At 54.4% G+C, this 25,508-nt stretch carries 20 protein-coding genes; 9 read left to right on the forward strand and 11 right to left on the reverse strand.

What is annotated here, in order from left to right; all coding sequences use genetic code 11:
• Positions 1–158: 158 nt before the first annotated feature.
• The 3 genes from GKAS_RS09790 to GKAS_RS09800 are packed head-to-tail and all read left to right on the forward strand — an operon-like array spanning position 159 to position 2,412.
• Positions 159–1,046, forward strand: a complete 888-nt coding sequence (locus GKAS_RS09790) for a LysR family transcriptional regulator (RefSeq protein ID WP_035893904.1) — start codon at positions 159–161, stop codon at positions 1,044–1,046.
• A gap of 55 nt (positions 1,047–1,101) precedes the next feature.
• Positions 1,102–1,521 (forward strand): hypothetical protein, encoded by a 420-nt coding sequence (locus tag GKAS_RS09795; protein ID WP_035893906.1) that lies wholly within the window; start codon positions 1,102–1,104, stop codon positions 1,519–1,521.
• Between the two features lie 3 nt (positions 1,522–1,524).
• Positions 1,525–2,412, forward strand: a complete 888-nt coding sequence (locus tag GKAS_RS09800) for a bestrophin family protein (protein ID WP_035893907.1) — start codon at positions 1,525–1,527, stop codon at positions 2,410–2,412.
• Between the two features lie 57 nt (positions 2,413–2,469).
• Here the strand turns inward: GKAS_RS09800 and GKAS_RS09805 are convergent, their stop codons facing one another.
• On the reverse strand, positions 2,470–4,062 hold the full coding sequence (locus GKAS_RS09805; protein ID WP_035893909.1) for an STY4199 family HEPN domain-containing protein: 1,593 nt from the start codon (positions 4,060–4,062) through the stop codon (positions 2,470–2,472).
• Positions 4,063–4,196: 134 nt separating this feature from the next.
• Between GKAS_RS09805 and GKAS_RS09810 the strand changes: the two genes are divergently transcribed.
• Complete coding sequence (locus tag GKAS_RS09810) at positions 4,197–4,739, forward strand: GNAT family N-acetyltransferase (RefSeq protein ID WP_035893911.1); 543 nt, start codon at positions 4,197–4,199, stop codon at positions 4,737–4,739.
• Positions 4,740–4,795: 56 nt separating this feature from the next.
• The gene (locus GKAS_RS09815) at positions 4,796–5,236 is read left to right on the forward strand and encodes a lysozyme (RefSeq protein WP_035893913.1); all 441 of its coding nucleotides are present in this window, start codon (positions 4,796–4,798) and stop codon (positions 5,234–5,236) included.
• On the opposite strand, the gene GKAS_RS09820 is transcribed toward GKAS_RS09815, so the two are convergent.
• Both GKAS_RS09820 and GKAS_RS09825 read right to left on the reverse strand, forming a co-directional pair.
• The gene (locus GKAS_RS09820) at positions 5,213–5,839 is read right to left on the reverse strand and encodes a response regulator transcription factor (protein ID WP_035893914.1); all 627 of its coding nucleotides are present in this window, start codon (positions 5,837–5,839) and stop codon (positions 5,213–5,215) included. The genes GKAS_RS09815 and GKAS_RS09820 overlap by 24 nt on opposite strands.
• 346 nt (positions 5,840–6,185) lie before the next feature.
• On the reverse strand, positions 6,186–6,944 hold the full coding sequence (locus tag GKAS_RS09825; protein WP_035893916.1) for an SDR family NAD(P)-dependent oxidoreductase: 759 nt from the start codon (positions 6,942–6,944) through the stop codon (positions 6,186–6,188).
• Positions 6,945–7,063: 119 nt separating this feature from the next.
• Here GKAS_RS09825 and GKAS_RS09830 point away from each other — a divergent pair, with 119 nt between their 5' ends.
• The 3 genes from GKAS_RS09830 (at position 7,064) to GKAS_RS09840 (ending at position 10,629) form a co-directional block, all read left to right on the forward strand.
• The gene (locus tag GKAS_RS09830; protein ID WP_035893918.1) at positions 7,064–7,963 is read left to right on the forward strand and encodes a LysR family transcriptional regulator; all 900 of its coding nucleotides are present in this window, start codon (positions 7,064–7,066) and stop codon (positions 7,961–7,963) included.
• Positions 7,964–8,086: 123 nt separating this feature from the next.
• On the forward strand, positions 8,087–9,049 hold the full coding sequence (gene yhjD, locus GKAS_RS09835; protein ID WP_035893919.1) for an inner membrane protein YhjD: 963 nt from the start codon (positions 8,087–8,089) through the stop codon (positions 9,047–9,049).
• A gap of 263 nt (positions 9,050–9,312) precedes the next feature.
• Positions 9,313–10,629 carry an MFS transporter gene (locus GKAS_RS09840; RefSeq protein WP_035893921.1) on the forward strand — a complete coding sequence of 439 codons (1,317 nt, stop codon included), beginning with the start codon at positions 9,313–9,315 and terminating at the stop codon, positions 10,627–10,629.
• A gap of 77 nt (positions 10,630–10,706) precedes the next feature.
• Here the strand turns inward: GKAS_RS09840 and GKAS_RS09845 are convergent, their stop codons facing one another.
• Complete coding sequence (locus GKAS_RS09845; protein WP_035893923.1) at positions 10,707–12,749, reverse strand: AsmA family protein; 2,043 nt, start codon at positions 12,747–12,749, stop codon at positions 10,707–10,709.
• 65 nt (positions 12,750–12,814) lie between these two features.
• A complete protein-coding gene (gene pdeH / locus GKAS_RS09850; RefSeq protein ID WP_035893925.1) occupies positions 12,815–13,585 on the reverse strand; it encodes a cyclic-guanylate-specific phosphodiesterase in 771 nt (256 codons plus the stop codon).
• Positions 13,586–13,811: 226 nt separating this feature from the next.
• On the opposite strand from pdeH, the gene kdgK reads away from it, so the two are divergent.
• Positions 13,812–14,741, forward strand: coding sequence for a 2-dehydro-3-deoxygluconokinase (gene kdgK, locus GKAS_RS09855; protein WP_035893927.1), 930 nt, complete (start codon positions 13,812–13,814; stop codon positions 14,739–14,741).
• Between the two features lie 98 nt (positions 14,742–14,839).
• On the opposite strand, the gene GKAS_RS09860 is transcribed toward kdgK, so the two are convergent.
• From GKAS_RS09860 to GKAS_RS09885, 6 genes are all read right to left on the reverse strand, one after another.
• Positions 14,840–16,330 carry a M16 family metallopeptidase gene (locus GKAS_RS09860; protein WP_035893928.1) on the reverse strand — a complete coding sequence of 497 codons (1,491 nt, stop codon included), beginning with the start codon at positions 16,328–16,330 and terminating at the stop codon, positions 14,840–14,842.
• A gap of 263 nt (positions 16,331–16,593) precedes the next feature.
• Positions 16,594–17,880, reverse strand: coding sequence for a dicarboxylate/amino acid:cation symporter (locus tag GKAS_RS09865; protein ID WP_035893929.1), 1,287 nt, complete (start codon positions 17,878–17,880; stop codon positions 16,594–16,596).
• 145 nt (positions 17,881–18,025) lie between these two features.
• A complete protein-coding gene (hmsP, locus tag GKAS_RS09870; RefSeq protein ID WP_035893931.1) occupies positions 18,026–20,041 on the reverse strand; it encodes a biofilm formation regulator HmsP in 2,016 nt (671 codons plus the stop codon).
• 148 nt (positions 20,042–20,189) lie between these two features.
• Positions 20,190–23,498 (reverse strand): cellulose synthase complex outer membrane protein BcsC, encoded by a 3,309-nt coding sequence (gene bcsC / locus GKAS_RS09875; RefSeq protein ID WP_035893933.1) that lies wholly within the window; start codon positions 23,496–23,498, stop codon positions 20,190–20,192.
• Entirely contained in the window at positions 23,480–24,577 is a 1,098-nt protein-coding gene (gene bcsZ / locus GKAS_RS09880) for a cellulose synthase complex periplasmic endoglucanase BcsZ (protein ID WP_035893935.1), read from the reverse strand. The genes bcsC and bcsZ overlap by 19 nt, the downstream gene beginning before the upstream one ends.
• Positions 24,578–24,583: 6 nt before the next feature.
• A partial coding sequence (locus GKAS_RS09885; RefSeq protein WP_035893940.1) for a cellulose biosynthesis cyclic di-GMP-binding regulatory protein BcsB occupies positions 24,584–25,508 on the reverse strand: 925 nt, incomplete at its 5' end.

The raw sequence follows: 25,508 nt of genomic DNA on the forward strand, positions 1-25,508 counted from the left end.
ATTATTTACGCTTATTGCCACATTGTTCATATCGGAAGTATGTTATTTTGTTAGTGCGGATAATTAAACAATTCGCTGTGAGGAATTAAACAATCCGGTATATACAGGACAATTACCCCTCCGTATAATTTCGCGCTGTCATACATTAAGGTTAAGTTATGCTCAAGCACGTTCAGGATATGGCGCTTTTTGCGCTGCTGGTTGAAAACGGTTCATTTACGAAAACCGCCGCTGAACTGGGTATGACAAAATCTCGCATCAGCCAGAGAATTAGCGCTCTTGAGGAGTATCTCAACCTCAGATTGTTAAATCGCACGACGCGCAAAATATCGCTGACGGCCGACGGAGAGCGCTACCTTGCCTACTGCCATGAGATAGTGGATGCCAGCGTTCGCGGAGACCAAACGGTCCAGGCGCTGCATAGCAAGACCGGAGGAAAGCTGAAAATCATCGCGCCACCGGGTTTTATGGCGAGCATTCTTCCCGCGGTACACCATCAGTTTTTGCAGACGCATTCGGATATCGAACTTGAGCTGTTAACCGCCGACTCCTTTTACGGCTCAGTGGGCAGTGAGTTTGACGTGGCCTACCGCATCGGTAAACCATCCGATGATACCTGCATTGGCCGTTTTCTTGGGACGTTTAACCGTTTTATCGTCTGCACGCCAGAGTACAAATCACTGCACGATATTCAGCATCCTGACGCGCTGAAAACCTGCGAGTTAATAATCCACCGCACCTGGAAAAGCATTACGCTCTTCCAGCGCGATGAGTCCTATGAATTGACGATGCCGCTGCGCCATACCAGCGATAATCTGACCTATATCTTGCAGCAAACGCTGCAGGGAACCGGTGTCGCGATTTTGCCCGAATATATCGTTAAACCCTATTTGCAAAGCGGCCAGCTCGCCGCCCTCTTACCGCAATGGGAAGTACAAAAAATAGATCTCTGGATGATTTACCAGAGCAAAACGCATAACCCTGCGGTACTTCGTGACTATATCAATTTTGTGACCCAGTACGACGTTATCCATAATGCCATGTAATGTGGCGTTGCCGCATTACATATACCTAAACCACCTATATCGATAAGTAAATAAGATGACCACTAGCGCTATTTCTGCGGAAGAAAAATCGCTTCTGATTTTTAATCAGAAAAATAAAATGGATAAATACTGGAATCTCTATTCCATGGAACTTATCACCCAAATCACCACCACTGGACGTTTATACCATCATTATATTCAGCCTAGTGAAAAAGGCCGTCTCTGCGTGTGCGTGTTCGATGGCGTCTACATCAATATTATTCGTTCACGTCTTTTTGGTGAAATAGAGATCCACTTCGAAGCGGAATCCGCCGAGCTTGGTCGTATTGAGCTACCGTCTGCCTGCATCGACATGCAGGGTAATCTGGACCGCCATATTTCCATTAATGACAAAACCCGCGTATTTGCTCATTACCTGGAGCGCCTACAGATGGTTTATGACTCGATTTTAGCGTTGTCCCCAGAGAAGGCATAACCCATGATCGTCAGGCCGGAGCAAACCTGGTTGCGTAAGTTATTCTCATGGCGCGGGTCTATCATGAGAAAAATTTCCCCCCAGCTCTGTTTTTTCATCATGCTGAACATCGCGTATCTATTTTTGCTGCCGCTGATGCACCTGCACGGCATTATCGCAAAAGAGAGTTCGTTTTATTTTATCGGCGTGTCGATTTCAATATCGGTCTTTATCGGGTTTCGCAACAATACGGCGTGGCTGCGCTACTGGGAAGCGCGCAAACTGTGGGGGGATCTGCTCATCGCGAGCCGATCGCTCATGCGGGAAGTGATCAATACCACCAAGGCCAGCCCGGAAGAGAAAATGGTGATACTGGACCTGGTTGTCACCTACTGCGCAACCTTAAAAGCCAAACTGCGTCATGGGCCAGTACCGGTTTCACGCGCGCTGGACTACCAACACCTCACGACACCCTGCAACGCCCTGCTGCAAAATATCGGGCAGTGGCTTTATCTGCATCGGCCCAACGAGTTTGTGTACCGTAATTTCAATGACTATTTGAATCAGATGAGCACTATTCAGGGGGGCTGCGAGCGTATCAGCAATACGCCAATTCCCTACGCCTATTCATTGCTGCTTCACCGGACGGTCGGTATTTTTTGCGCCGTCTATCCGCTGCTGCTGATTCATGATTTTGGCTTTATGACGCTGCTGTTTTCTATTTTCACCACCTACGCACTACTGGCACTCGACGCTATCGCCACCGAACTCGAGGACCCTTTCGGTACTGAAGATAACGACCTGCCGCTCAATGCGATTTGCAACGCTATTGAGATAGACCTGAAGGAAATGGTGAAAGACAGCCTGGTACCGACAAAAATGACGCCTGATGCGAACTTCCGGCTGCTTTGAGTTGCGGTTGTGCTGTTCTCTCTCCTTATGGGGGAGAGAACAGCACGGTACCTGTCCTCAGCGGATAACGTCGTACACCGATTTCTGAATCGCCAACCATTTTTTACTATCGGCATCTCCCGTCGCTTTACTGCGCCGCTCGGCGTTATCCACAGCCAGACGCTGACGCGCCACCACCGCAGGCGTGGTGCAGAAAGACTGAAGGTAAGATTTACGAATCGCGGTAAGCTGCGCACCCTGTGAAAGCTCGTGCGTCAGCGTGTTGATAAACCGCCGACAGGGCTTAGGTTCATCCATCTGCAAATGGTAGCGCAGCAACAGATTCAACACGTCCTCATGCTGGGCCGCCATCGCCGCATCCGTCCACGCAAGCTGCCAGGTCATGCCGGCACGTAAAAACAACGTGGTTACTTCCGTATCATTACGATCTATGGCTGAACGCAGCGCATTGCGATCCCACAGGATCCCACGACGAGCCAGCATCTCACGAGGTGATGTCGGCGAAGGACTCTCAGCTTCGGTCACGACAACCGGCTGCGGATGTTCAACGTAGGGCCGCGGCTCCGGCGATGAGGTCAGCAAACTGATACCGCCAAGCGCCATCCCTAACACCGATACCGCAACCGCCCCCCACAGTACCGCTGCGGCAATCCGCTCACGGGTGTCAGCGCGTTCACGCGCTTTATGCGAAAGACGCTCAATACTATCGGCAATCGGTTTTCCATCAACGCCCCAGGCATGGGCAAAGTCCCGTGCGAGCGTCCAGTAGCGCTGAATTTCACTGCCGTCCGCCGCCATCAAGCTGGCAGGGTTTACCCGCGTACGCCCCTGTTCGTAGGCGTGTTGAACCGGGGTGGTGATTTGCTCGGAATAGAGATCTAACAGCTGGCACTCCATTTCCGTCAACGGGTGGTGTGCCAGCAACGTATTACGCATCCGGCGCACATCGTCGAGAAAGGTGTGCAGCGTCAGACGCTGCTCGGCGAGAAACGTCAGTGAGGTAGAATGGTTAAAAAGCGAAGAGTAGTAACGCGTGAACGCCTTTTTATCCACAATTAACAGCGCCAGCTCGCTAAACGTCATGCCATCAAGGACGTTTTCCGTCGGGCTGCGCGAACGCCAGCGCATCACATCGTGTGAACCAAACTGGGCGCTAAGATACTGGTGGAGATGGGGAATATCCGGCCAGACCTGCATCACCAGCCCGCGCAGCGTAAGCTGAATGGTGCGAATCTGCCGTTCGGCCTGTTCCTGTAGCTGTTCGGCATCGCCAGCATAGCCGGTATTAAACATCAGTAACGGCTGCTGCTGCTTGATTTGCTCTAGCGTCACCACAAACCGTTCGGCGGCAATCAGCTGATTTTCCGTTGCCGTGAGGCCATGCTCATAGGAGGGGATCCCCTGCTGGAGATGCCTCAACTGGAGCATAAATTCACTCAACTGGCTGTCGTTTATATTAAGCCGCTTGGCCACGGCGCCCCAGCCGCCAAGGTTAAGTCGTGCTTGATCAAGCTGCTCCAGAAACCAACGGGGATCTTTACCTTCCGTCACGCGCAGCTTTAGCAGCGTGAGGATTTCTAGCGAAGCCTGACGTATCACGCTCAGGCAATGCTCATACTGCTGGCCAACCTGTCGCGATAACGTCGACATTTTCCCATTCCTTAATCAACAGCAAGGTTTTTCGCCTTAGGATTAATAGGTTACTTATTTGTTATTTTTGTCGTTACACCATAGAGCAATTCAGGCAAATTAGCAGTCCCGGCCCCCCTTCAGAATGTGAAATTATGATCGCGCTCACCACAGAACGTTTAGTCTGTACCCCAATCGTCGAAAGCGACTGGTCTTTTTTCTTATCGCTACAGCAGCATCCACAGGTCATGCGCTATGTGGCTGATAACCGACACGAAGAGGATATCAGGGCCGCTTTTGACACCAGGCTGCATCCCTGGTCACCCGGTGCTGAACACTGGTTATGTCTGGTAGTGCGTGACTCTCAACAAACGCCACTGGGCGTGACGGGCTATATCCATCGGGACAGCGACTGTGCGGAAGTGGGTTTTTTATTTGCCCCTGAAGCGCAGGGGAAAGGTTATGGCAGTGAGTCTCTTCGTGCGGTATGTGACTACGCCTTTCAACACGGCGGCATACGCCGCCTGACGGCAACGGTCACCGCGGGCAATATCGCCTCGCGGCGAACGCTTGAAAAAATGGGATTTGTGCTTGAAGGCGAGCTACGAGAAAGCTACTTCCTGGCAGGGGAGTGGCAAAATGACTGGCTCTTCAGCCTATTGAATCATGAATATAATCATTCTCAGACATCTGGCTAATAGCGGTGTCAAAATGGCTCTTTTACACTCTTCATTCCATTAAATGAGGGGCAAAGATGTTGAATACCGCTACGCCGAGCCTGTCGGGATTAGAGTTTATTAAGCGTTATCAAGGGTTGTCGCTGGAACAATACCAGGATGAAGAGGGGCTGTGGGTGGTAGGTTATGGGCATCTGATACGCGGCCATGAGCGCTTCGAGACCGCAATAACCCGCAGCCAGGCCGAAATGCTCTTTCAGCAGGATGTCGCAGATTACCAGCATTTACTCCATCAATGCTTACGGGTGCCAGTCAGCCAGCGCCAGTTCGATGCCCTGCTATCGCTGGCATTCAGTCTTGGGCCCGAGGCGTTACAACAATCCCCTATCCTGCATAGCATTAATCAAGGCCTGTTTGCTGACGCTATTGCAGGCTGGCAACAAGAAGGGAAACGGCAGAGCAGCCTGGCGACAGAGCGCCAGGCTGAAGCAGAATTATTCCAGGCAGATATTACCTGAAGATTTTCGATTATTTAGCAGCATGGCAGCCTGTGTGCGGTTTTTAACGCCAAGCCGGCGGTACAACGACTCAAGGTGTGCCTTCACCGTTCCGGCGCTAATATCCAGCGCCCGGCTGATCTCTTTATTCGATTCACCGTTTGCCAACAACAATAATATTTCACGCTGACGCTGGCTCAGATTATCCAAACCCTGCTTATCATGTTCATAATCCATACGCCAGTCGCCCGGCAGGCAAATAAGCCCCCGCATCACACCTTTGATTGTCTGCACGAATATCTCAACGCTGGCATCTCGTGGAATAATAGCCTGTACGTTATAGGCCAGCATGTCATTCAGCCAGGTGCGGTTATAATCATTCACAATAATGATACCTTTTGACTCCGGAAACTGCTGATGTTTTTCCTGTAACAGCCATTGGCAGAAGTCATGATCCAGACCACCGTCCAGAATCAGTATCGCATCAGGATGCTGTAACAGCTGCCGCCACAGGTCATCGGCCTGACTAACAGCAGAAATATCAATTCCTGGAATATGTTCCTGTAAGCTTATTTTCATTCCATGAATAAATATTGACTGCCTGTCAAACATCACTACCTGCATAATGGATTCCCCATAAAAATGTAAAACGAATTCTAATGGCGTGAAGAGTAATCCCCACGGCATAAAATAAGAACCCGTCGTTTGGCCTGGGTCATTTTACGTAGATATCTGACAATCTAAACATCACGATTATGAATGTTTACAACCCTCTCACTGCGATTACGCATTCAAATAAGTTATCACATCCCAATTAAGAATTGGATGATATAGCTGTCGATGGGATAATATTAATTGGTGAGATTTAGATTATTCACGGAAAAATGGGAAGTAGCTAGTCCGGAATAGGACATTATTTGGCACGATATGTAAATAACGCCTTTGATTCTCAAAGGCGTTATCCGGTGGCTTATAGGAACATACCGCCTGAGACTTCAATACGCTGCGCGGTCATCCAGCGTAGGTTATCGCTGAGCAGTGCGGCAATCGCATCGCCAATGTCATCCGGCAGGCCTGCGCGGCCCAGCGCAGTCTGCGAGGCGACATACTTGTTCAGATCGTCATTATCGCGAACGCGACCGCCGCCGAAATCCGTTTCAATCGCCCCCGGTGCAATGCTGTTGACCGAAATACCGCGCGCGCCCAGCTCTTTCGCCTGGTAACGGGTCAGCACTTCCATTGCCCCTTTCATTGAAGCGTAAGCGGCGTAACCCGGCAGGGCAAAACGCGCCAGTCCGGTCGAGACGTTCAGAATACGCCCACCCTCTGCTATCAGCGGCAGCAGCCCCTGGGTCAGGAAGAAGGGTCCCTTAAAGTGAATATTCATCAGCTCATCAAATAACGCCTCTGACGTCTCGGCAAAGGAGGCGTAGAGCCCAATGCCAGCATTGTTCACTAAATAATCAAATGTCTCGCGACCCCAGACCTGATTCAGTGCCTCTTTCACCTGTTGGGTGAAAGTAGCAAAGCTAGCAACATCGCTGACGTTCAGCTGCAATGCTACTGCTTTCGCCCCTGTTTGCTCAATTTCGGCCACAACTTCCAGTGCAGCATCACGCTGGCTATTGTAGGTGAAGATAATATCCGTTCCCTGCGCGGCAAGCTTCAGCACCGCATTTTTGCCAAGTCCGCGGCTACCGCCGGTTACTAATGCAATACGTTGAGTCATGGGAAACCTCATTTCAGTGGGTGTGTTCGTTGAGAACAAGCTTATTAGGTGATAAAAGAACAATAAATATCCCTGATTACGCTTCACTGTCTCATCTGGAACAACAATAGGGCATTCTGATGGATAAAATTCACGCAATGCAGCTGTTCATCCGCGTCGCTGAACTGGAGAGTTTTTCTCGCGCGGCAGATACCCTTGGCCTTCCTAAAGGTAGCGTATCGCGACAAATTCAGGCGCTGGAAAACCATTTGGGCTGTCGCCTGCTACACCGCACCACTCGGCGGGTGCTGCTGACTCAGGATGGGATGGTCTACTACGAGCGCGCTAAGGATCTGCTCAGCAACCTCGACGAACTGGACAGCATGTTTCAGAGTGACCCCAGCAGCGTCAGCGGGCGGCTGCGCGTGGACATGCCGGTCAGCGTGGCGCATAAAATCGTGATCCCCAAACTGCCCGCTTTTTTACAGCACTATCCCGGTATTGAGATCGAACTCAGCAGTAGCGATCGCCTGGTGGACGTCATTCGGGAAGGCTTCGACTGCGTAGTGCGCGTGGGTTCGCTGAAAGATTCCGGGTTGATTGCCCGCCCGCTCGGTAAGCTGACCGTCATCAACTGTGCCAGCCCAGGCTATTTGTCGCGCTTTGGCTATCCGGAGTCACTGGACGACCTCAGCAACCATGCGCTGGTCCACTACGCCACCAGTCTTGGCGTACGCCCGCAGGGGTTTGAAGTGGCCAAAGAGAACGGCACCCAGTGGGTCAAAACCGGCGGGGTGCTGACGGTGAACAGTACCGAGACTTATCACGCCGCCTGCCTGGCAGGGTTGGGGATTATTCAGGTGCCACGGGTGGGCGTGCGCGAGGCGCTGCACAGCGGTGAGCTGGTTGAAATTCTCCCGCAGTACCGGGCGGAGCCGATGCCGGTGTCGCTGATTTATCCGCACCGCCGGAATCTTTCGCGGCGGGTGCACCTGTTTATGGAGTGGTTAACCGGGGTGTTGCAGGGGTATGTGGATTGATCCCGCCGGCGCTTTGCTTGGCCGGGTTACAGGTCGCGATGGGTCCCCCGGACGAGGTGTAACGCACCGACTCCGGGAACCTTCTATACTTAAGTAAAAGCAATAAAAAGGAAAATCAACCTGATGACGTCGGAAAACAACGATAAACGTCTACAGCAAAAGGCTAGCAAGGCGCTGGATAGCGTCACCACCACGGCGCAGAAGATTCAGCGCCAGCCGATTATCGCGCACCTGATTCGCGCCGCCGAGCGCTTCAACGATCGGCTGGGAAATCAGTTTGGCGCGGCGATCACCTATTTTTCATTCTTATCGATGATCCCCATCCTGATGGTGTCGTTCGCTGCCGCCGGGTTTATCCTCGCCTCGCACCCGACGCTGTTGCAGGACATCTTCAATAAGATCCTGACCAACGTCAGCGACCCAACGCTCGCCGCCACGCTCAAAAGCACCATCAACACCGCCGTCCAGCAGCGTACCACCGTTGGTCTCGTCGGTCTGTGTATTGCGCTCTACTCCGGGATCAACTGGATGGGCAACCTGCGCGAGGCCATTCGCGCCCAGTCGCGAGACGTCTGGGAACGTACGCCGCAGGATCAGGAGGCCATCTGGATTAAGTACCTGCGCGACTTCATCTCGCTGATTGGCCTGCTGATTGCGCTGATTGTCACCCTCTCTATTACGTCGGTGGCAGGTTCCGCACAGCAAATGATTATCTCAGCGCTGTATCTCGACAGCATTGAGTGGCTGAAGCCCGCCTGGCGGCTGATTGGCCTGGCGATTTCAATTTTCGCCAACTACCTGCTGTTCTTCTGGATTTTCTGGCGACTGCCTCGCCATCGCCCGCGTAAAAAGGCGTTAATCCGCGGCACCTTTATCGCTGCCATCGGCTTTGAGGTGATCAAAATCATCATGACCTGGACGCTGCCAACGCTGGTGAAATCTCCTTCTGGCGCCGCATTTGGCTCGGTGCTAGGCCTGATGGCGTTCTTCTACTTCTTCGCCCGTCTGACGCTGTTCTGCGCTGCGTGGATTGCCACCGCAGAGTACAAAGACGACCCGAGAATGCCGGGAAAAACCCACCGCTAAACGCTATGTTGGGCTGAAAATTTCAGCCCAACCCGTCGAATTAGCATATAAATCCAGCCTGTAACTTTTATTTAACCAAAAACCAGTTTTATCATCTAATACACAAAAAATGTGAAGCATTTCATGTTTGATAATTTACGGGTATAGAAATTATCCACTTTTTGCTGCTCTTTGCGCCATTTTACAATCCTGTTACAGATTGAAATGTCGCTTTTGCTATGTCTAATATGGCCTTTCGTTCGCTATACATATTAGAAAAGACTATGACCAGCACAACACTCGATAACGAACAGGCTTCCGCTCCGGTTAACTCGCGTAACAAAGTCGTCGTGGCCTCACTCATCGGCACCGCCATTGAGTTCTTCGACTTCTATATTTACGCCACCGCCGCGGTCATCGTGTTCCCGCATATCTTCTTCCCACAGGGCGATCCGACGGCGGCAACGCTGCAATCGCTGGCAACGTTCGCTATCGCCTTCGTCGCTCGTCCTATCGGTTCCGCGCTCTTCGGCCACTTCGGTGACCGTGTTGGGCGCAAGGTCACGCTGGTCGCTTCACTGCTGACCATGGGGATCTCCACCGTGGTTATCGGCCTGCTGCCGAGCTATGCCACCATCGGCATTATGGCGCCGGTCCTGCTGGCGCTGGCACGCTTTGGTCAGGGTCTGGGTCTGGGCGGTGAATGGGGCGGCGCGGCGCTGCTGGCAACGGAAAATGCCCCGCCGCGCAAACGTGCGCTGTACGGCTCGTTCCCACAGTTGGGTGCACCGATTGGCTTCTTCTTTGCTAACGGTACCTTCCTGCTGCTCTCCTGGCTGCTGACCGACGAGCAGTTCATGACCTGGGGATGGCGCGTACCGTTTATCTTCTCTGCGGTGCTGGTCATTATCGGCCTGTACGTGCGCGTCTCGCTGCATGAAACGCCGGTGTTCGCCAAAGTCGCTGCCGCGAAGAAACAGGTGAAAGTGCCAATGGGCACCCTGCTCAGCAAGCACGTCCGCGTGACGGTGCTCGGCACCTTCATCATGCTGGCGACCTATACGCTGTTCTATATTATGACCGTCTACTCGATGACCTACAGCACTGCCGCCGCGCCAAATGGCCTGGGGCTGCCGCGTAACGAAGTGCTGTGGATGTTAATGCTGGCAGTGATTGGGTTTGGCGTGATGGTGCCGATTGCTGGCCTGCTGGCTGACCGTTTCGGTCGTCGCCCAAGCATGATTGTGATCACCAGCCTGATTATTATCTTCGCGCTGTTCTTCTTCCAGCCGCTGCTGGGCTCCGGTAATCCGGCGCTGATTATGCTGTATCTGCTGGTTGGTCTGAGCCTGATGGGTCTGACCTTTGGCCCAATGGGTGCGCTGCTGCCGGAGCTGTTCCCAACGGAAGTGCGTTATACCGGCGCATCGTTCTCCTACAACGTGTCGTCGATTCTGGGTGCGTCTGTTGCACCGTATATCGCGGCTTGGTTGCAGAGTAGCTATGGGTTGTTCTACGTGGGTGTCTATCTGGCAGCCATGGCGGGACTGACGCTGATTGCGTTGCTGCTGACCCACGAAACCAAACATCACTCGTTATAAAAGCAAAATGATACGGCAGGCCGGATAAGGCGTTTACGCCACCATCCGGCCTGCCGTTCACCACAGCTAACGCCTCATTACTTCTTCATCTGGGACAATATGGTCCGACACTGATTCGCATCCCCTTCTGAAGGCGAAACCAGCGCCAGCAGCGCCGCTGCGGGCGTCACCAGCGTCGCAAGGGCTGCCGCCACCGCACCGCGCGCAATCAGTGGCCCAACTTTAACCCCCGCCTGTGGATTTTTAAACGACCCCCTCACATACAGCGGCGAACGTAGAGTGATAATACGCAGCCCCTTACTCTCCGGGTCGATGGTCAAATCAAGCTGCTCAGAGGCCATGCTGGCGGTACCGGTCACGTTGATGACGGCATTTTCCGTGTCGAAGGCTAAAATTTGCGGCCGCGCTACACCGTTAACCAAATCCAGATTTGCTGCCGCACAGTTCACCCGTACCTCATCATCACCGAAGATTTGTCCAACGATAAAGTTACCGACGTTGAGCCCGAGGATCTCCATCAAATTACGGCTGACCAGCCCGTCATTCATCAGCAGCTTAAGGTTACCGTTGCTAGTACCCAGCAGCGCCGCTACCGAGTTGCCCACCCCACGAATATCCGCGTCGCCGTTCATTTCGCCGAGAGTCTTTTGCATCAGCTCAACGTTGGGCATGAGCGCTTTGAGTTTAAGCCGCCGCGCCTGAATATCCGCTCGCCCCTGCATCGGCTTTTTATCGCCTTCCAGGTGAATATTGGACGAGATAGTCCCTCCCGCCAGGCCAAATTTCAGCGGCTGCAGACGCAGGTCGGCATTTTTGAGGATGATATGGGTGGAGAGGTTGCTTATTGGCAGCGTACTTCCGTGCTCGATTTTGCCGCCCTTAAACCGGACATCGGCATCCATCATGCCCCATTTATCGGTTTCAAAGCGCTCATATGGCAATACTTTGCCCGCAGGCTGAATGTCCTTTTTCACCTCTTTCGACTTCGTGCCTTTACCCGAATCGACGCCAATCAGCGGCCCCAGGTCAGCGAGGCGCAGCTGGCGCGACTCGATATCGCCTTCCAGCTTAGGTCTAGGTTTGCCCGTGGTGTAGGTCAGCGATCCGTGAATGTCGCTGTCGCCAATACGGCCGTTGAAATCACGATAATCAAAGACCGAAGATTTCTGCGCGTCGATCTTCGCCACCAGGTGCCCATCGGTTTCAAACGGCGGCGTTTCCGGCAGCAATACGCCGGTCAGCTCATACAGCGCTCCCAGAGAGTCACCGGCAAACTTCAACCGCAAATCGACCCCGCCCATCTTCATGGGATCGTTAACCGTCCCAGTGAAGGCGACCCGCGTGTTCCCGGAGCGGAAATCTGCCTGTACCGGGAACGGTGTACCGTCGCTGCGCAGGGCCAGCATACCGCCAATTTTGCCGGTTCCGGTTAGCGGCTGGCCGTTGTAGCGTCCCTTCGCCGTCAGGCCGAAAACATAATCACCGGCTTTGGCGTTATCCCCTTTGGCTTTGTTACCGGTGACTTCACTAAACGGCAGCGGTTTACCCAGCGGATCGACCAGGATCTCGATATCAGCCTTGCTGATCTTGTCATCAATCGTAATTCGCCCACGATCGAAGAGAATATTGTCGAGACGGAAAGACCATGGGGAAGGCTGTGCATTGGCCTCTTTCTCGTCGCTGCCGGCGAGGTTAAAGGTCCAGTTATTGGTTTTCTCCGACAGGCGGATAAGGCGCGCATCGGGCTGCTGAAGTTTTATCCATGGTAGGTAAACTGTTTTTGTCAGCAGCGCCAGCGGCGCTAGCGTGGCCTCAACGCGCGGCAAGTGAACCATCGTCACTTCAGGAATATCCGGCGGGTTGCCGAGAATAATGTCGTCGGCATGGACGTGTGGCCAGGGCACCCAACTCCGCCAGCCGGTTTCCTCTTTTTGACGTTCCCATACCACGCCTAAATCGCCGCGTATCGCGAACGGTCGGTTCAGCTCGGCCGAGACCTTTTGGTTGATGGTTGGCTTAAGGCGGTTCCAGTCGAATGTAGCGATAAAGATAGCGATAGCTACAATCAACAACAAAATAATCCCTGCGGTCCAGGATATAGCCCTGGCTGTTTTTGACATTGTTATCCCCTTTCCTGATGACTCTGCCTATAAAACTATAGTCCAGGCATAAGGAAGCGGGCGTTTCACAAGATCGTTAACACGTTTTCGAGGGTATCCATCGGCACCGGTCGGGAAAGGAAATACCCCTGCGCGGCGGCGGCGGGAGAGTTTTGAATTTCACGCCACTCTTCCAGCGTTTCAACCCCCTCAACAATCACCCCTTCACAGTAGCGGTTCATTAGCTCAATCAGCAGGATAAACAATTTACGGCCTTCAGGAGTTTTGCGCAGCATGATGAACAGATCGCGGGCCACTTTGATGTAGTCGTAGCGCACCTCATTCAACGCCGAGAAGTTGGCCATGCCGGTGCCGAAATCATCCAGCCACAGCGGGCCAAATTCACACAGCGAGGCCACCGTAGAGTCTTGCGGCAGCGCCATATGCTCAACCAGTTCGAAGCGTAGCCAGGGCAGCGTCTCAATCATGGTTTTCAGGATCCGGTCCTGACGCATTTCCAGCAGCGTCAGCGCATCGACGTTCACCGATGCCAGCACCTTATTCTGCTCAAAGAAATGCTTTCTTTTTGCCAGCATTGCCACCTGTTCTTTGATGACATGGATGCGTTGGCCGATAGAAACCGCAGCGAAGTAACGATCCGGGGCAATACGCTTTTGTGGTTGAGAGGGATGGGTCACTATCGTTAACACTTCAATCGCCATCAAGCGGCCATGAATAGTGTAGATAGGCTGGTAGGTATAGACACGCTCACACTCTTGCCAGTATCGCAGTTGCTGTAGGCTTTCCAGCTCCGCATCAGGTACTCTCGCCCGCTGGTTCACCTGCTTTAACGTCATTTAAGCTTCCTGTGAAGAGAGGGTCAGAGGGTCTAGTGATAAAGTTATCGGCGGGGTAAGTGAGAACTTTATGTTCAGTTTTAGCCATTTTATTACCGCTAAAATGAATAAATCGGTCGTAACACGCGCTAGCTCAAAAAAATAATGGAACGTTGTTTTAATATAGTTGACCAACGATTAGCCACAGCGCACACTACGAAAAATTTACCGAATCAGGTTGATGATTATGTCCAAAAAAATTGCCGTGATTGGCGAATGCATGATTGAGCTGTCCGAGAAGGGCGCACAAGTTAACCGCGGCTTTGGCGGCGACACCTTAAACACGTCCGTCTATATTGCTCGCCAGGTCTCTCCTGCTGAACTCAGCGTCAATTACGTCACCGCGCTCGGTACGGATACCTTCAGCCAGCAGATGATGGATGCCTGGCAGGCTGAGAACGTCAAAACCGACCTGATTCAACGCATGAGCGATCGTATGCCAGGCCTGTACTACATCGAAACCGATGAGACCGGCGAGCGTACGTTCTACTACTGGCGTAACGAAGCCGCGGCGAAGTTCTGGCTGGAGAGCGAGCAGTCTGCCGCTATCTGTGAACAGCTGGCAGGCTTTGACTACCTCTACCTGAGCGGTATCAGCCTGGCGATCCTCAGCCCAGCAAGCCGTGAGAAGCTGATTGCGCTGCTGAAACAGTGCCGCGCTAACGGCGGTAAGGTCATCTTCGACAATAACTACCGTCCACGCCTGTGGGCCAGCAAAGAAGAGACTCAGCAGGTTTACCAACAAATGCTGCAGTGCACCGATATTGCCTTCCTGACGCTGGACGATGAAGACGCGCTGTGGGGCGAGAAGCCGGTTGAAGAGGTTATCGCACGTACTCAGGCCGCTGGCGTCAGCGAAGTGGTAGTGAAACGCGGCGCAGACTCTTGCCTGGTGGCGATTACCGGCGAAGCGCTGGTTGATGTGCCAGCGGTTAAGCTGCCGAAAGAGAAAGTGGTTGATACCACCGCGGCGGGCGATTCCTTCAGCGCAGGCTATCTGTCCGTTCGCCTGACCGGCGGCGATGCGGCGGCGGCAGCGAAGCGCGGTCACCAGACGGCGAGCACCGTGATTCAGCACCGTGGGGCGATTATTCCACGCGACGCGATGCCGGCGTAAGTTTGCGGGTATAAAAAAACCTCTTCCGGTTGGAAGAGGTTTTTTTTCGTCTGTGCGTTTCCCCTCACCCCATTGGGGAGAGGGTTAGGGGTAAACCGCTACTGCGCTGGCGGAATATCCGTCACATCCAGGTGACTCTCTTCCGTCGCCGTCGCCGCTTCCACCGTCGGTGTCAGCATAATCTTGCCCCACACCTCTTGCAGATCCTTCATGTTGTACTCCGGCTCACCGGTCGGCTGTTGAAGAATCAGCGCCATATCCTGAGACAGCTGCTGACGCAGATCCTGGTTAAGCATGTCCGGGGTCAGAGACTCGAGGAAACTCTGACGCAGCTTCTGGTACTGCTCCGGCGCAATATCAACAACCTGGTTCTGCAACGAGCGCATACGCTGGCTAATCAGCATTTCGGTATCCATCCGCGCGTAGGTAGCAAACAACTTCTGCAGCTCCAGCTTTTTCTGCGCAATCAGAGAATCAAACTCATCTTCCGGCAGACCTTTTTCTCGGATAGCGGCCAGCTCGCGCGCCACCACGCTCAGATTACTCTCCAGCTTCTCGCCAGGAGATTCCAGGTTAATGCCGCACTGGGCACGCAGATACAGTACGCGGCAGTCAAAGCCCAGGCCGATATCTTTCACGTTTGTGCGGCTCAGCTTCTGCTGGATATGCCAGAACAGCGCTTCACGCGCCAGGTCAGCTCGCCAGTAGCGCTGCAGCGCGGCGGACTCACGAATCGGCTGCCACGGGATATCCCACATAATGGAGAGACGATCCTGGCGCACGGCGTTGGTCATGATGCTCACCGCTTCCGGACGCAGCGGCGACAGCGTTGGCACCGCGGCTGGCGTTTCACGCTTGCCCTTCAGCTCACCGAAAATCTTACTGATTTGTTCAATGGTAGAACGGCTATCCACGTTGCCGACGATAATCAACGTCATGGCATCCGGGGTGTACCATTTTTGATAAAACTCGGCTAAGTGCTTCGCATCTACCGGCAGTTTCAGCGGCTCAGCCGGGTCATGACCCAGCATGGTAGAACCCTTCAGGCGGTAGCGCCACCAGCCCTCTTTGGTATCCTGCGGCCAGGTTGCCACCATATCCTGCACGCCCAGCGCGTAGTTGACGGTGTCCGGCGTGATGCTCAATTTACCCATCGAGGTAGCCAGCCAGTTCAACGCCTCTTTTTGCAGATCGTTGCGGTTGTTAGGCAGGCTCAGGTTAAATCGGGTGTAATCATATGAGACGATCGCGGGCGGCTGCGGGCGTTTTGGATCGATGCTCTGCTGCCACATGGAGCGTGCCTGCATCGTTTGCAAGCCGCCGCTTTGGGTTAGCGCGATACGAGGAATAAGGTGGCTATAACCCGTTTGCTGGGCGCTTTCATCTAATGAACCAATATCAATCGAGAGCCGGATTTCTACACGGTCACTCGGGCGCTGCGGAGTGGCAAGCACCTGCCACTGAAAGCCATTAGACAACGTACCCTGTTGCCAGGCCGGGTCCGGCTGGAGTGCTTCTGCCTGCACATAGCTGGCTGCTGCCATCATCAGCAAACCACCGGCTAAAAGTCGAATTGTTGTGCCCTGCATGTGAACCCCTGATGAACGTTCCTGGTTATCCCCAGCGGAGTCCGGGCTGCTTGAGCGCGGGCTCTTTAGGGTATAAAAGACAACCGCCGCGGGCGATTACCTAAAATAATGAAGTAAATACGTCAGTTAGACCACACAATCGCAAAAACGTCACATGGCTAAGGAAAATAAAATACTGGCTATAAGCAGCCAAATAATGACGCCGCCTAATTATGCGCAGGAGCCCGCGCTCCAGCAAGGGAGTACGGGCTTAAGTGAGGAGATTAAGAGGATAATTCGTGCGATTTTTTAGCCGTCGGACGGTTATTGAGCACGTCGTCCAACTGTTTAGCGTCCAGCTGTTTCACTCGTTTTGCCACCACAATCGTCGCCACGCCGTTACCAATCAGGTTGGTTAACGCTCGCGCTTCTGACATAAAGCGGTCAATACCCAGAATCAGCGCCAGACCGGCAACCGGCAGATGACCTACCGCAGAGATGGTCGCCGCCAGCACGATAAAGCCGCTACCGGTTACCCCAGCAGCCCCTTTAGAAGAGAGCAGCAGCACCACCAGCAGCGTCACCTGATGGAAAATATCCATGTGGCTGTTGGTGGCCTGGGCGATAAATACCGCCGCCATCGTCAGGTAAATCGAGGTACCGTCGAGGTTAAACGAGTAGCCGGTCGGAATAACCAACCCCACCACCGACTTCCGGCATCCCAGTTTTTCCATCTTATCGAGCATACGCGGTAGCGCCGACTCGGAAGAGGAGGTCCCCAGCACAATCAGCAGCTCTTCGCGGATATAGCGGATAAATTTGAAAATGCTGAACCCGGTCGCGCGGGCAATTGAACCCAGCACCACCACCACAAACAGAATACAGGTGATATAGAAACAGATAATCAGCTGACCAAGCTGCACCAGGGTACCGACGCCATATTTACCAATGGTGAAGGCCATAGCCCCGAACGCACCAATCGGTGCCAGGCGCATGATCATGTTGATGATACCGAAGATAACCTGCGAGAAGCTTTCAATAACGTTGAAGATCAGCTGGCCTTTGCTGCCCAGGCGATGCAGCGCGAAGCCAAACATCACCGCAAACAGCAGCACCTGAAGAATGTTGCCGCTAGCAAAGGCACCGATAACGCTGGAAGGAATAATATCCATCAGGAAGGCAACAATGCCCTGGTCTTTTGCCTGCTCGGCGTACATCGCCACGGCCTTGGCATCAAGCGTGGCGGGGTCAACGTTCATTCCCGCCCCCGGCTGAACCACGTTAACAATAATCAGGCCAATAATCAGCGCGATGGTGCTGACCACTTCAAAGTAGAGCAGCGCCACGGCGCCGGTGCGCCCTACCGCTTTCATGCTTTCCATGCCCGCAATGCCGGTGACTACCGTACAAAAGATAACCGGCGCAATAACCATTTTAATCAGTTTAACGAAGGCATCGCCGAGCGGTTTCATTTGCGCGCCCAGTTCCGGGTAATAGTGACCGAGCAACACACCGATCACTATCGCCGTCAGCACCTGGAAGTAGAGGCTTTTGAAGAAAGAGGTTTTCATAGGATGTCCTTAAGCTATAGCCACAGGAAATGTAGGGATTATTTTTACCTGTCGGCACAAAATAACATCCAAGAAACATAATCGAAATATTTGTACGTTAATTTGATACTTAATTGTTAAAACTTTGAGCTGACACGCACAATCACTAACTCTGATCTCCCGGAAGCAGTGAATTGTCCTTACCCAAATAATCTTGCTCAAACACGTCGATTGGCACGGCGCGCGCAAACAAAAAGCCCTGCAGGATATCGACATCCGCCGCTCGCAGCCACGCATATTGCTCTTTACTTTCAACACCTTCCGCAACCATCTTCAGGTTAAGACTACGCCCAAGCTGGATGATAGCCGCCACCATGCTGGTATCTTCCGGCAGGCTGTCGATAAAGATTTTGTCAATCTTGAGAATGTCCACGGGGACCGATTTCATATGCTGTAGCTGACGCAGACCGGCGTAGCCCATACCAAAATCATCCAGCGCAATTCTGACCCCGGCGTTACGCAGTGGGCGTAAAATCGCCACGGCGGCTTTCGGGTCGTCAATACGTCGGCTTTCCGTCACTTCCAGAATCAGCGTACCCGGCGCGATGCGGTATCGGTTGAGCAGCGCCAGCATGTCAGAAACCATATCGTGATGCAGAAGCTGTAGCGCAGAGATGTTGACTGAAATCGGCAGCATAATGCCGCGCGACTGCCAGACGGCAAGCTGGCGGCAGGATTCTTCAAGCACCCAGTGCCCGACCGTCACCATCAGGCCGCAGGACTCAATGCTGTCGATAAGATCGTTGGGCAGCGCCCAGCTTCCGTCCGGCTGGCGCTGACGCAGCAGGACTTCCGCGCTGCACACCTTGCCAGTCGTGGTCGCCACCTGAGGCTGGAGCCAGATAGAAAACTGCTGGTTATCCAGCGCGGTCAGAATGTCGCTCTCTTCAGTCAGGCGCTTTTGCGCTTTTACCATCTGCTCCGGGTCGAAAAACTCAAGCTGGTTTTTCCCTTTACGGCGGGCAGTAAAGGCCGCCGAGAGCGAGCGGCGGTAGAACTGTTCCGCCGTGAGTCCGTCGTTGTACATCGCAATACCCACGCTGGCGCTTGGACGCAGCTGAATACCTTGCAACGGCAAACGTTCATTGATGATAGTGAGTATTTGCTGACCTAATGTAATCGCATGCCACGGCTCTTTGACGTCGTAGGCCAGAATCGCAAAGTCGTAGCCGCTCACCTGCGCCAGCACCATGCGCGGCGAAATCACCTGTTTAATCTTCTCAGCCAGCGTCAGCAGCAGCATTTCCCGCTGCTCTTCTTTCAGTACGCCCGCGGTGTCCTGCAAGGTTTCACAGGCGACGGTCAGCAACGCCACCGGCGTTTTGCGCGCCAGACTCTGCTCCAGCAGCCCTAACAGGAAAGCCTTATTTGGCAGGTCTGAGACCGGGAAACGGGTCGACTGGCCGCTCAGTTCGTCATACTGGCGCAGCAGCGCCTGCTGGTTACGGTTGTAGCTGCGTACCAGCGTACCGATTTCATCGTCATGATGCAGGCGCGGTAGCGAAAGCTGATGGCCAATGCGATCGGCCCCCGGCAGGTCGTGAATCTCATAGGCAATGCTGCGCAGCGGCCTGACAATCAGCCGATTGATGCACCAGGTCAGCGCCACGGTCAGCATCAAAACGAGTAAAAAGTAAGCGGTCACTATCGTTGCCAGCGCGCTCATCACGAACTTATACATACGATAAGGATCGGCCTGAAGCACCAGATAGGCCAACGGCTGTGGGTTTGCCGGACGCTCCAGCGAATACAGCGGCAGTGAAATTTGTACCGGGAGTTCAAAAATACGCGTGATGTTAACCGGAACCGGACGCTCTGGAATAAAGCTCATCCGCAGCGCCTGAAACTGGTTTGGCAGCACCACGTCGGCACGACTCACGATGCCCGCAGGTTGAATGCGTTCAAGAATGGACTCTGCTTCGGGAATATCGGCTTTAAGGATGGCCGCCGACAGCGGTTGACGTACCGAGCGGGCGATACTCTCTAATTGCGTCGCGGTGTTATAGCGATCCTGCTGGACAAAGTGGAACAATAAGATGAAGCAAAAGACGAATAAAAACAACATGGTAACAACTGCCACCATGGCCATTTGTTTTATTGTAAGGGAACGGCTAACGCGCAAAAGAGCTCTCCACTAATACGAACGTATTGCTCAGGCAACGAGAATAACGAGGCTGGCGACAAAGTCAAAATAGACTCCGTCGTAATAATTATAACCCGGCGTAGTACCGGGTTATATAAGACGAATACCTATATTCGGAACGGCAGGATTACCAGTCTGCGTAAGGCGTGAGCGGCTGCGGTGGCATATCAAGGTCGCCCTGCCAGCCGGCGGCAGAGTAACGCACGTAAAGCAACGCGTGACTCGGGGTGTAATCCTTCGCCTGCTGGATATCGACACCTGCGCCCACAAACCAGTTGGATGTCACACGACGTTCGATGATGGCTCTCGCGGTGTAGCCGAAGCCCTGGCTACTGCCGCCGTGGTTTACATCCTCGCTGGCTTTTTGCTTCCAGGGTTGCGGAATCAGGTTCATCAGCGGATAGCGCGGCTCCGTACTGGTGCGCGAATGCGACCAGGAAACCGAACCACCTAACTCCCACGACCAGTTTTCCGTACGTTCACGCCAGTTAACCGGCACCGCAAACGACACATACTCCTGCGGGCTGTAGTAGCCCCCCTGACCAAGGGTGTAGCCGCTCAGATCCTTCTGGTAGTGCCAGATCATGTTGTTGAGCCCAACGGTCACCCGACGGTTATTCTCGTTGATAACCTTGTAGTAATACCCCGTCATCCAACGAACGCGCCAGTTGTCGTCTACGTTTTTACCCGACAGTTGGTCGCCACCGAGCGAAGCCCATACGCCGTTGGCTTCACCTTTGTCATAACTCAGGCTAATGCCGCCGCCGTTAGCGCGCACGCCACCCCAGGTCGTGCCTGTGTGTGCGCCATTGTCGTTATCCTTTTGCCCACCAAATGCCAGTAGCGAGCTGGAGATCGGGCGACGATGCGCGTTAACCGTGTAACCCAGCGGGCCGACGTCGCTGCTGTAGCTCAGGCCACCGACCACATCCACCACGTTAAAGCCCATCGGGGTGGTGCCAATATCTGCGTTACAGGTGTCATTTTTCCAGCCAATCGCCACGCTGGCACCGCTGTCGCTTTGGTGCGTTGACCCGCTACAGGCAGATAAATCACAGGTGCCCCACTGTTTCTTATACTGGTCATTTTTATCGGTGGAGAAACTCCCCGCGTCCATGTTCACCAGATCCGAACGGAAGAACATGCGACCATCGGCCAGCGGCGCGTCCACCTGGAACATCGTGGTATGGGCTTTCAGATCGGAATAGCCACCCGTACCGCTTGAACCCCAGTAATCGTGCTGTAGCGTGACGTTTAAATCCTGCTGGCGATATAAATCCGCCGCGTCGCTGCGCACGCCGCGCTTGAGCCAGTCGTCTTTTTCGTCGTTACGCGTCAGACGGGTAAAGGTGTCGTTATCCACCGGCCGCGTTGGCGTGACCTGCGCGGCTACCATCGCATCTTTGTAGGTTTCCAGCGCCTGTTTCGGGTTTCCATCCTGCGCCTGATAACGGGCGGCATCACGCAGCACCATCGCGGTATCCATTGACGGTGGCTGCGCTTTTGCCTGCGGGATCAGGGCGGTCATCATTTGCTGAGCCGCGGCGGTATCACCCAGTTTTGCGCTAACCAACGCGATACGGCGCTGAGTATTGAGTGAACGTTCGCCCTCCGCGGGCAATTGCGCCAGTTGCTGGCGGGCTGCCAGCGCGTTGCCATCAGCAGCATAGACTTCCGCCATGCCCAGATGCGCATCGTCGTCATGCGGGTCTTTCGCCAACACGGCGTTATATTCCGCAAGCGCAACGGCATTATCGCCCCGCTGCTGCGCCCAGTCGGCGAGCGTCGAGTGAATACGAGCGGATTCAGGCTGCTGTTTTAACAGCGCAATCGCCTGCACTTCCTGGCCGCCATCGCGTAGACGGTTGGCCTGAGCAATCAGTTGGTCGCTGCGCAGACGCTGGTCAAGCTCACGAATGTTATCGCTCCACTGCGCCTGCGGCAGCGCCGCCAGATGCGCCAGCGCGGCCTGGTCCTGACCATTTCCGGAAAGATAAAGCCCGTTGGCGTAGACCTGATCGGCATCGGTTGGCTTTTTACGCGCCAGATTGAGCATCAGATTGTCGGCTTCGCCGCGCTGCCCGGCGCTCACCAGGTCACGGGAGAGGCGATAGGTGATCCACACATCGTCCGGCGAGAGCGCCAGTCGACGGCGTTGAATTTCAGCCGCTTGCGCCCAACGCCCCTGATTCTCAAACGCTTCAGCCTGCTGGGAGAGACGGTCATTGGTCAGGCTGCGTTCGATATCGTCAATGCTGCGGCGCTGGCTGGCGGAAAGGCTGTTGATAAAGGCGGTCGCCTTTTCCGGCGACTCGGCGCGATAAATATTCGCCAGTCCGCGTACCGCGCTGCTGTTGCCGCGGTCGAGACGCAGCGCCTGCTGATAGAAACGTTCTGCCGAGGCGCTATCTTTGCGCGCCATCGCCACATCGCCCAGCCCCAGCACCGCATAGCTGTCCGTTGCATCAAGCTTACGCGCCTGCTGGTAGAAACCTTCAGCCTGCGCCAGATTGTTGGCCTTGAGCGCCGCATCGCCTTTGCGAATCAGCGGCCAGTAGAGTTGCCAGGTCTGCGGCGTATTGTCCGCTGCCTGCGCCACTTTTTCCTGTTCTACCGCTTTGGCGCGCAGAACCGGGTCCGCCATCTGCTTTTGCTGATCGGCCAGCATCGCCCGGGCGCTGTCCGCCGATTCACCGCTGCTGAAAATCATCAGATAGCGCTGTAGGGCTTGTACGCTGGACGGGCTGACGGGCTGGTCTTTGATAGATTTAAACCACAGGTCGCTCGCCGGTCCGCGCCCGCTTGACGATTTCGCCATTTGCTCCAGCACGTTAAACGCGTCATCACGCTGGTTAGCGGCAAGCAGCATATTGGCGAGCGTCATTTGCAGGCCAACGTTACCTGGGTTCTGCTTGTTCAGCGTTTGCAGGTGTTTGAGCGCTTCATCGCGTCGTGCCGGAATTTTGGCTACCGTGGTCCAGTACTCTACCGCGTAGTCACCGTCCGGCGGCGCACCGTTAAAGGCTTTTTCATAGTCGGCCAGCGCTTCCGGCACGTGCCCGGTTGTCGCCAGCAAACGCGCCTGCTGAAGCGCCTGACGACCCGCATCGGTGTTCAGGCCAATTTCCACGCGGGCGGTGTTATATTCCGTTGAATTGGGGGCGACCTGCGCCAGCTTTTGCAGCTGTTTTTGCGCGCCAGCGGTGTCGCCCTGGCGCAGCAGGTAGCGCAGACGCGCCGCTAGCACCTGTGGATTGTTGGGATTAATCAGCTCCAGCCGATACAGCGATTGCTGCACCAAATCATCCCGTTTGCTGGCTTCTCCAAGGCGCACCTGGTTGAGCAGCTGCTCTTCTGCCGAGGTGTCCGCATAGCCTGGCTGTACCAGCGTCAGGCCCAGAGAGAGGGTGATTAAACTTAATGTGAACTTGCGCATTCCTGGCCCCAGTCAGGTAGTAATTCGCCGCGGGCGCTAAAGCGAAAACGGTGTTGATCCCAGCCCTGACCAAAGAGGGTCAGAACAAAATTATAATAAGCATCCGCGCCGGGAAAATGGTCAGCTACGCGCTGGCGCTGAACGGCCTGCGCATCGCGATTTTGTAGGAATGGAATCAGCGAAGCTGAAAAACCGACCGGGCCATCGCCGGTCACCGCCCCGGTAGCCGTCGCGACTTTTTCCGGGGGAACGCCCTGCTTCACGGTCTGTGCCGCCATCGCGTTAAAGCGTTTAAGCAGACGGGCTTTTTGCGGGTCGGCATCGTGCATCATGCCTACCCATAAATAGACGCGAATGGCATCGTAGCTGCCTACCAGGTTTGCTTCCTTCAGCAGCCAGCCATTTTTTTTGTCGTAGCTTACCCAGTCCGGCGAGAAACCCTTCGGAGCGGTATCGAGGAGCAGCTTCAGGTTGGTATCGCGAAGGGTCGTCCATGGCGCGCCAAAACGGCTGAAATACTGCGCCACCTGCGGTGGGAAATAGCTTGGGTTGAAGCGCCAGCGCGCCTCTTCAGCAAAGCCAACCCGACCGGGCAGCAGCATCAGCCCTAGACCGGGGACTGTCACCACTTCGCCGTCGGCAATCTTCGCCAGCAGCGCCTTACCCGTTGCCGTGTAATCTTCATTTTTCCACAGACGACCGGCTTCCAGCAGCGTCCAGGCAATCCAGATATCGGAATCCGAGGCGGAGTTGCTGTCCAGCACCGTCCACTCGTCATCGCTCTTTTTGCCCCATAGCCACGCTGGAAGGTGTTCGCGCAGCGAGCCCTGCGCGAGGTTGTTTTGCGTCCAGCCAAGCAGGGTGGCGAAAGTCTGCTGGTCGTTCGCGGCAAGGGCAAAGAACAGCGCATAGCTTTGCCCTTCCGAGGTGGTTATTTTACGCGCATCGCTGGGATCGATAACGCGACCTTCCGCGCTCACGAAATCTTGCTTGAACTGCTCCCAGGCAGGCCAGTTACAGGCGGCCTGTACCTGACCGCCGAGGGCGCATAGCAGAGCTATCCAGCGAAGCATTTTCATCGCGGCTTACTCGTCTTCCGGGTTCAGACGACGACGGCTGATGATACGTAGCAGACGCCACAGTACCCAAGCCAGCAGCACGATGCTAATTGCCGCAAAGATAGCCAGCAGCACCGGGTGGTTAGAGAGTGCAAACCATACGCGCTCGAACCACGGCAGGTGCCCAACATAGTAAATATCGCCTACGCGCAGGCTGTTCACGCCGGACTCACGAATCACCGACACCGAGCCAAACATCGCCGCACGTTTACCGCTATCGTTCAGCGCGTTGTTCAGCAGGTCATATCCGCTGGCGCTGTCGGCAAGCAGCGCCACCACGCTACGCTGTTTGAAATACGGTGATTCAAAGCCAACCACGGCAGCCATTGGGCCAGAAGAGGTGATCCCAGCCTGTACGCTAGGCTGACGATCGTCGGTATCCAGATAGATACTCGGCAGGTCGTTATGGCGCATCGGCGTTTTCACCCAGCTCTGGGTCGCATCCACCAGCAGGTCAATTTGCTTGTCGTTCTTGAGTTGTTGTGGAATAGAGCCAATCAACAGCAGATCAGCGTCTTTGTCCTGAATCTTGCTACCGTCATCGACGATGGTCATGTTCGACCCGGCCAGACCGGTCTGGCCGCCAATCACGCCCACGGTATTCAGCAGCGTGCTCACCTGTGCTTCAGACGGCTGCTTCGGCATGACGATAACCGTGTCAGAGAGGTCTGCCATACGGGTGAACGGGAAGCCTGCATTGGCGAACGTACGCAGGTCCGGCATCGGCAAGAAGTGATAGTAGTGCGAGAAGTCGATAGTGGAATCGTCGCCAATCACCACGTGGTTCTGTACCGGCTGGAAGGTCACACAGTTATCCACCGAGCCACCAGGCATCGGGTTCATATACTGGAAGTCGAAGCGCAACTGGTTCATCGCACCAAGACGCAACGCC

Source organism: Kluyvera ascorbata ATCC 33433, from assembly GCF_000735365.1.
Lineage (GTDB): Bacteria > Pseudomonadota > Gammaproteobacteria > Enterobacterales > Enterobacteriaceae > Kluyvera > Kluyvera ascorbata.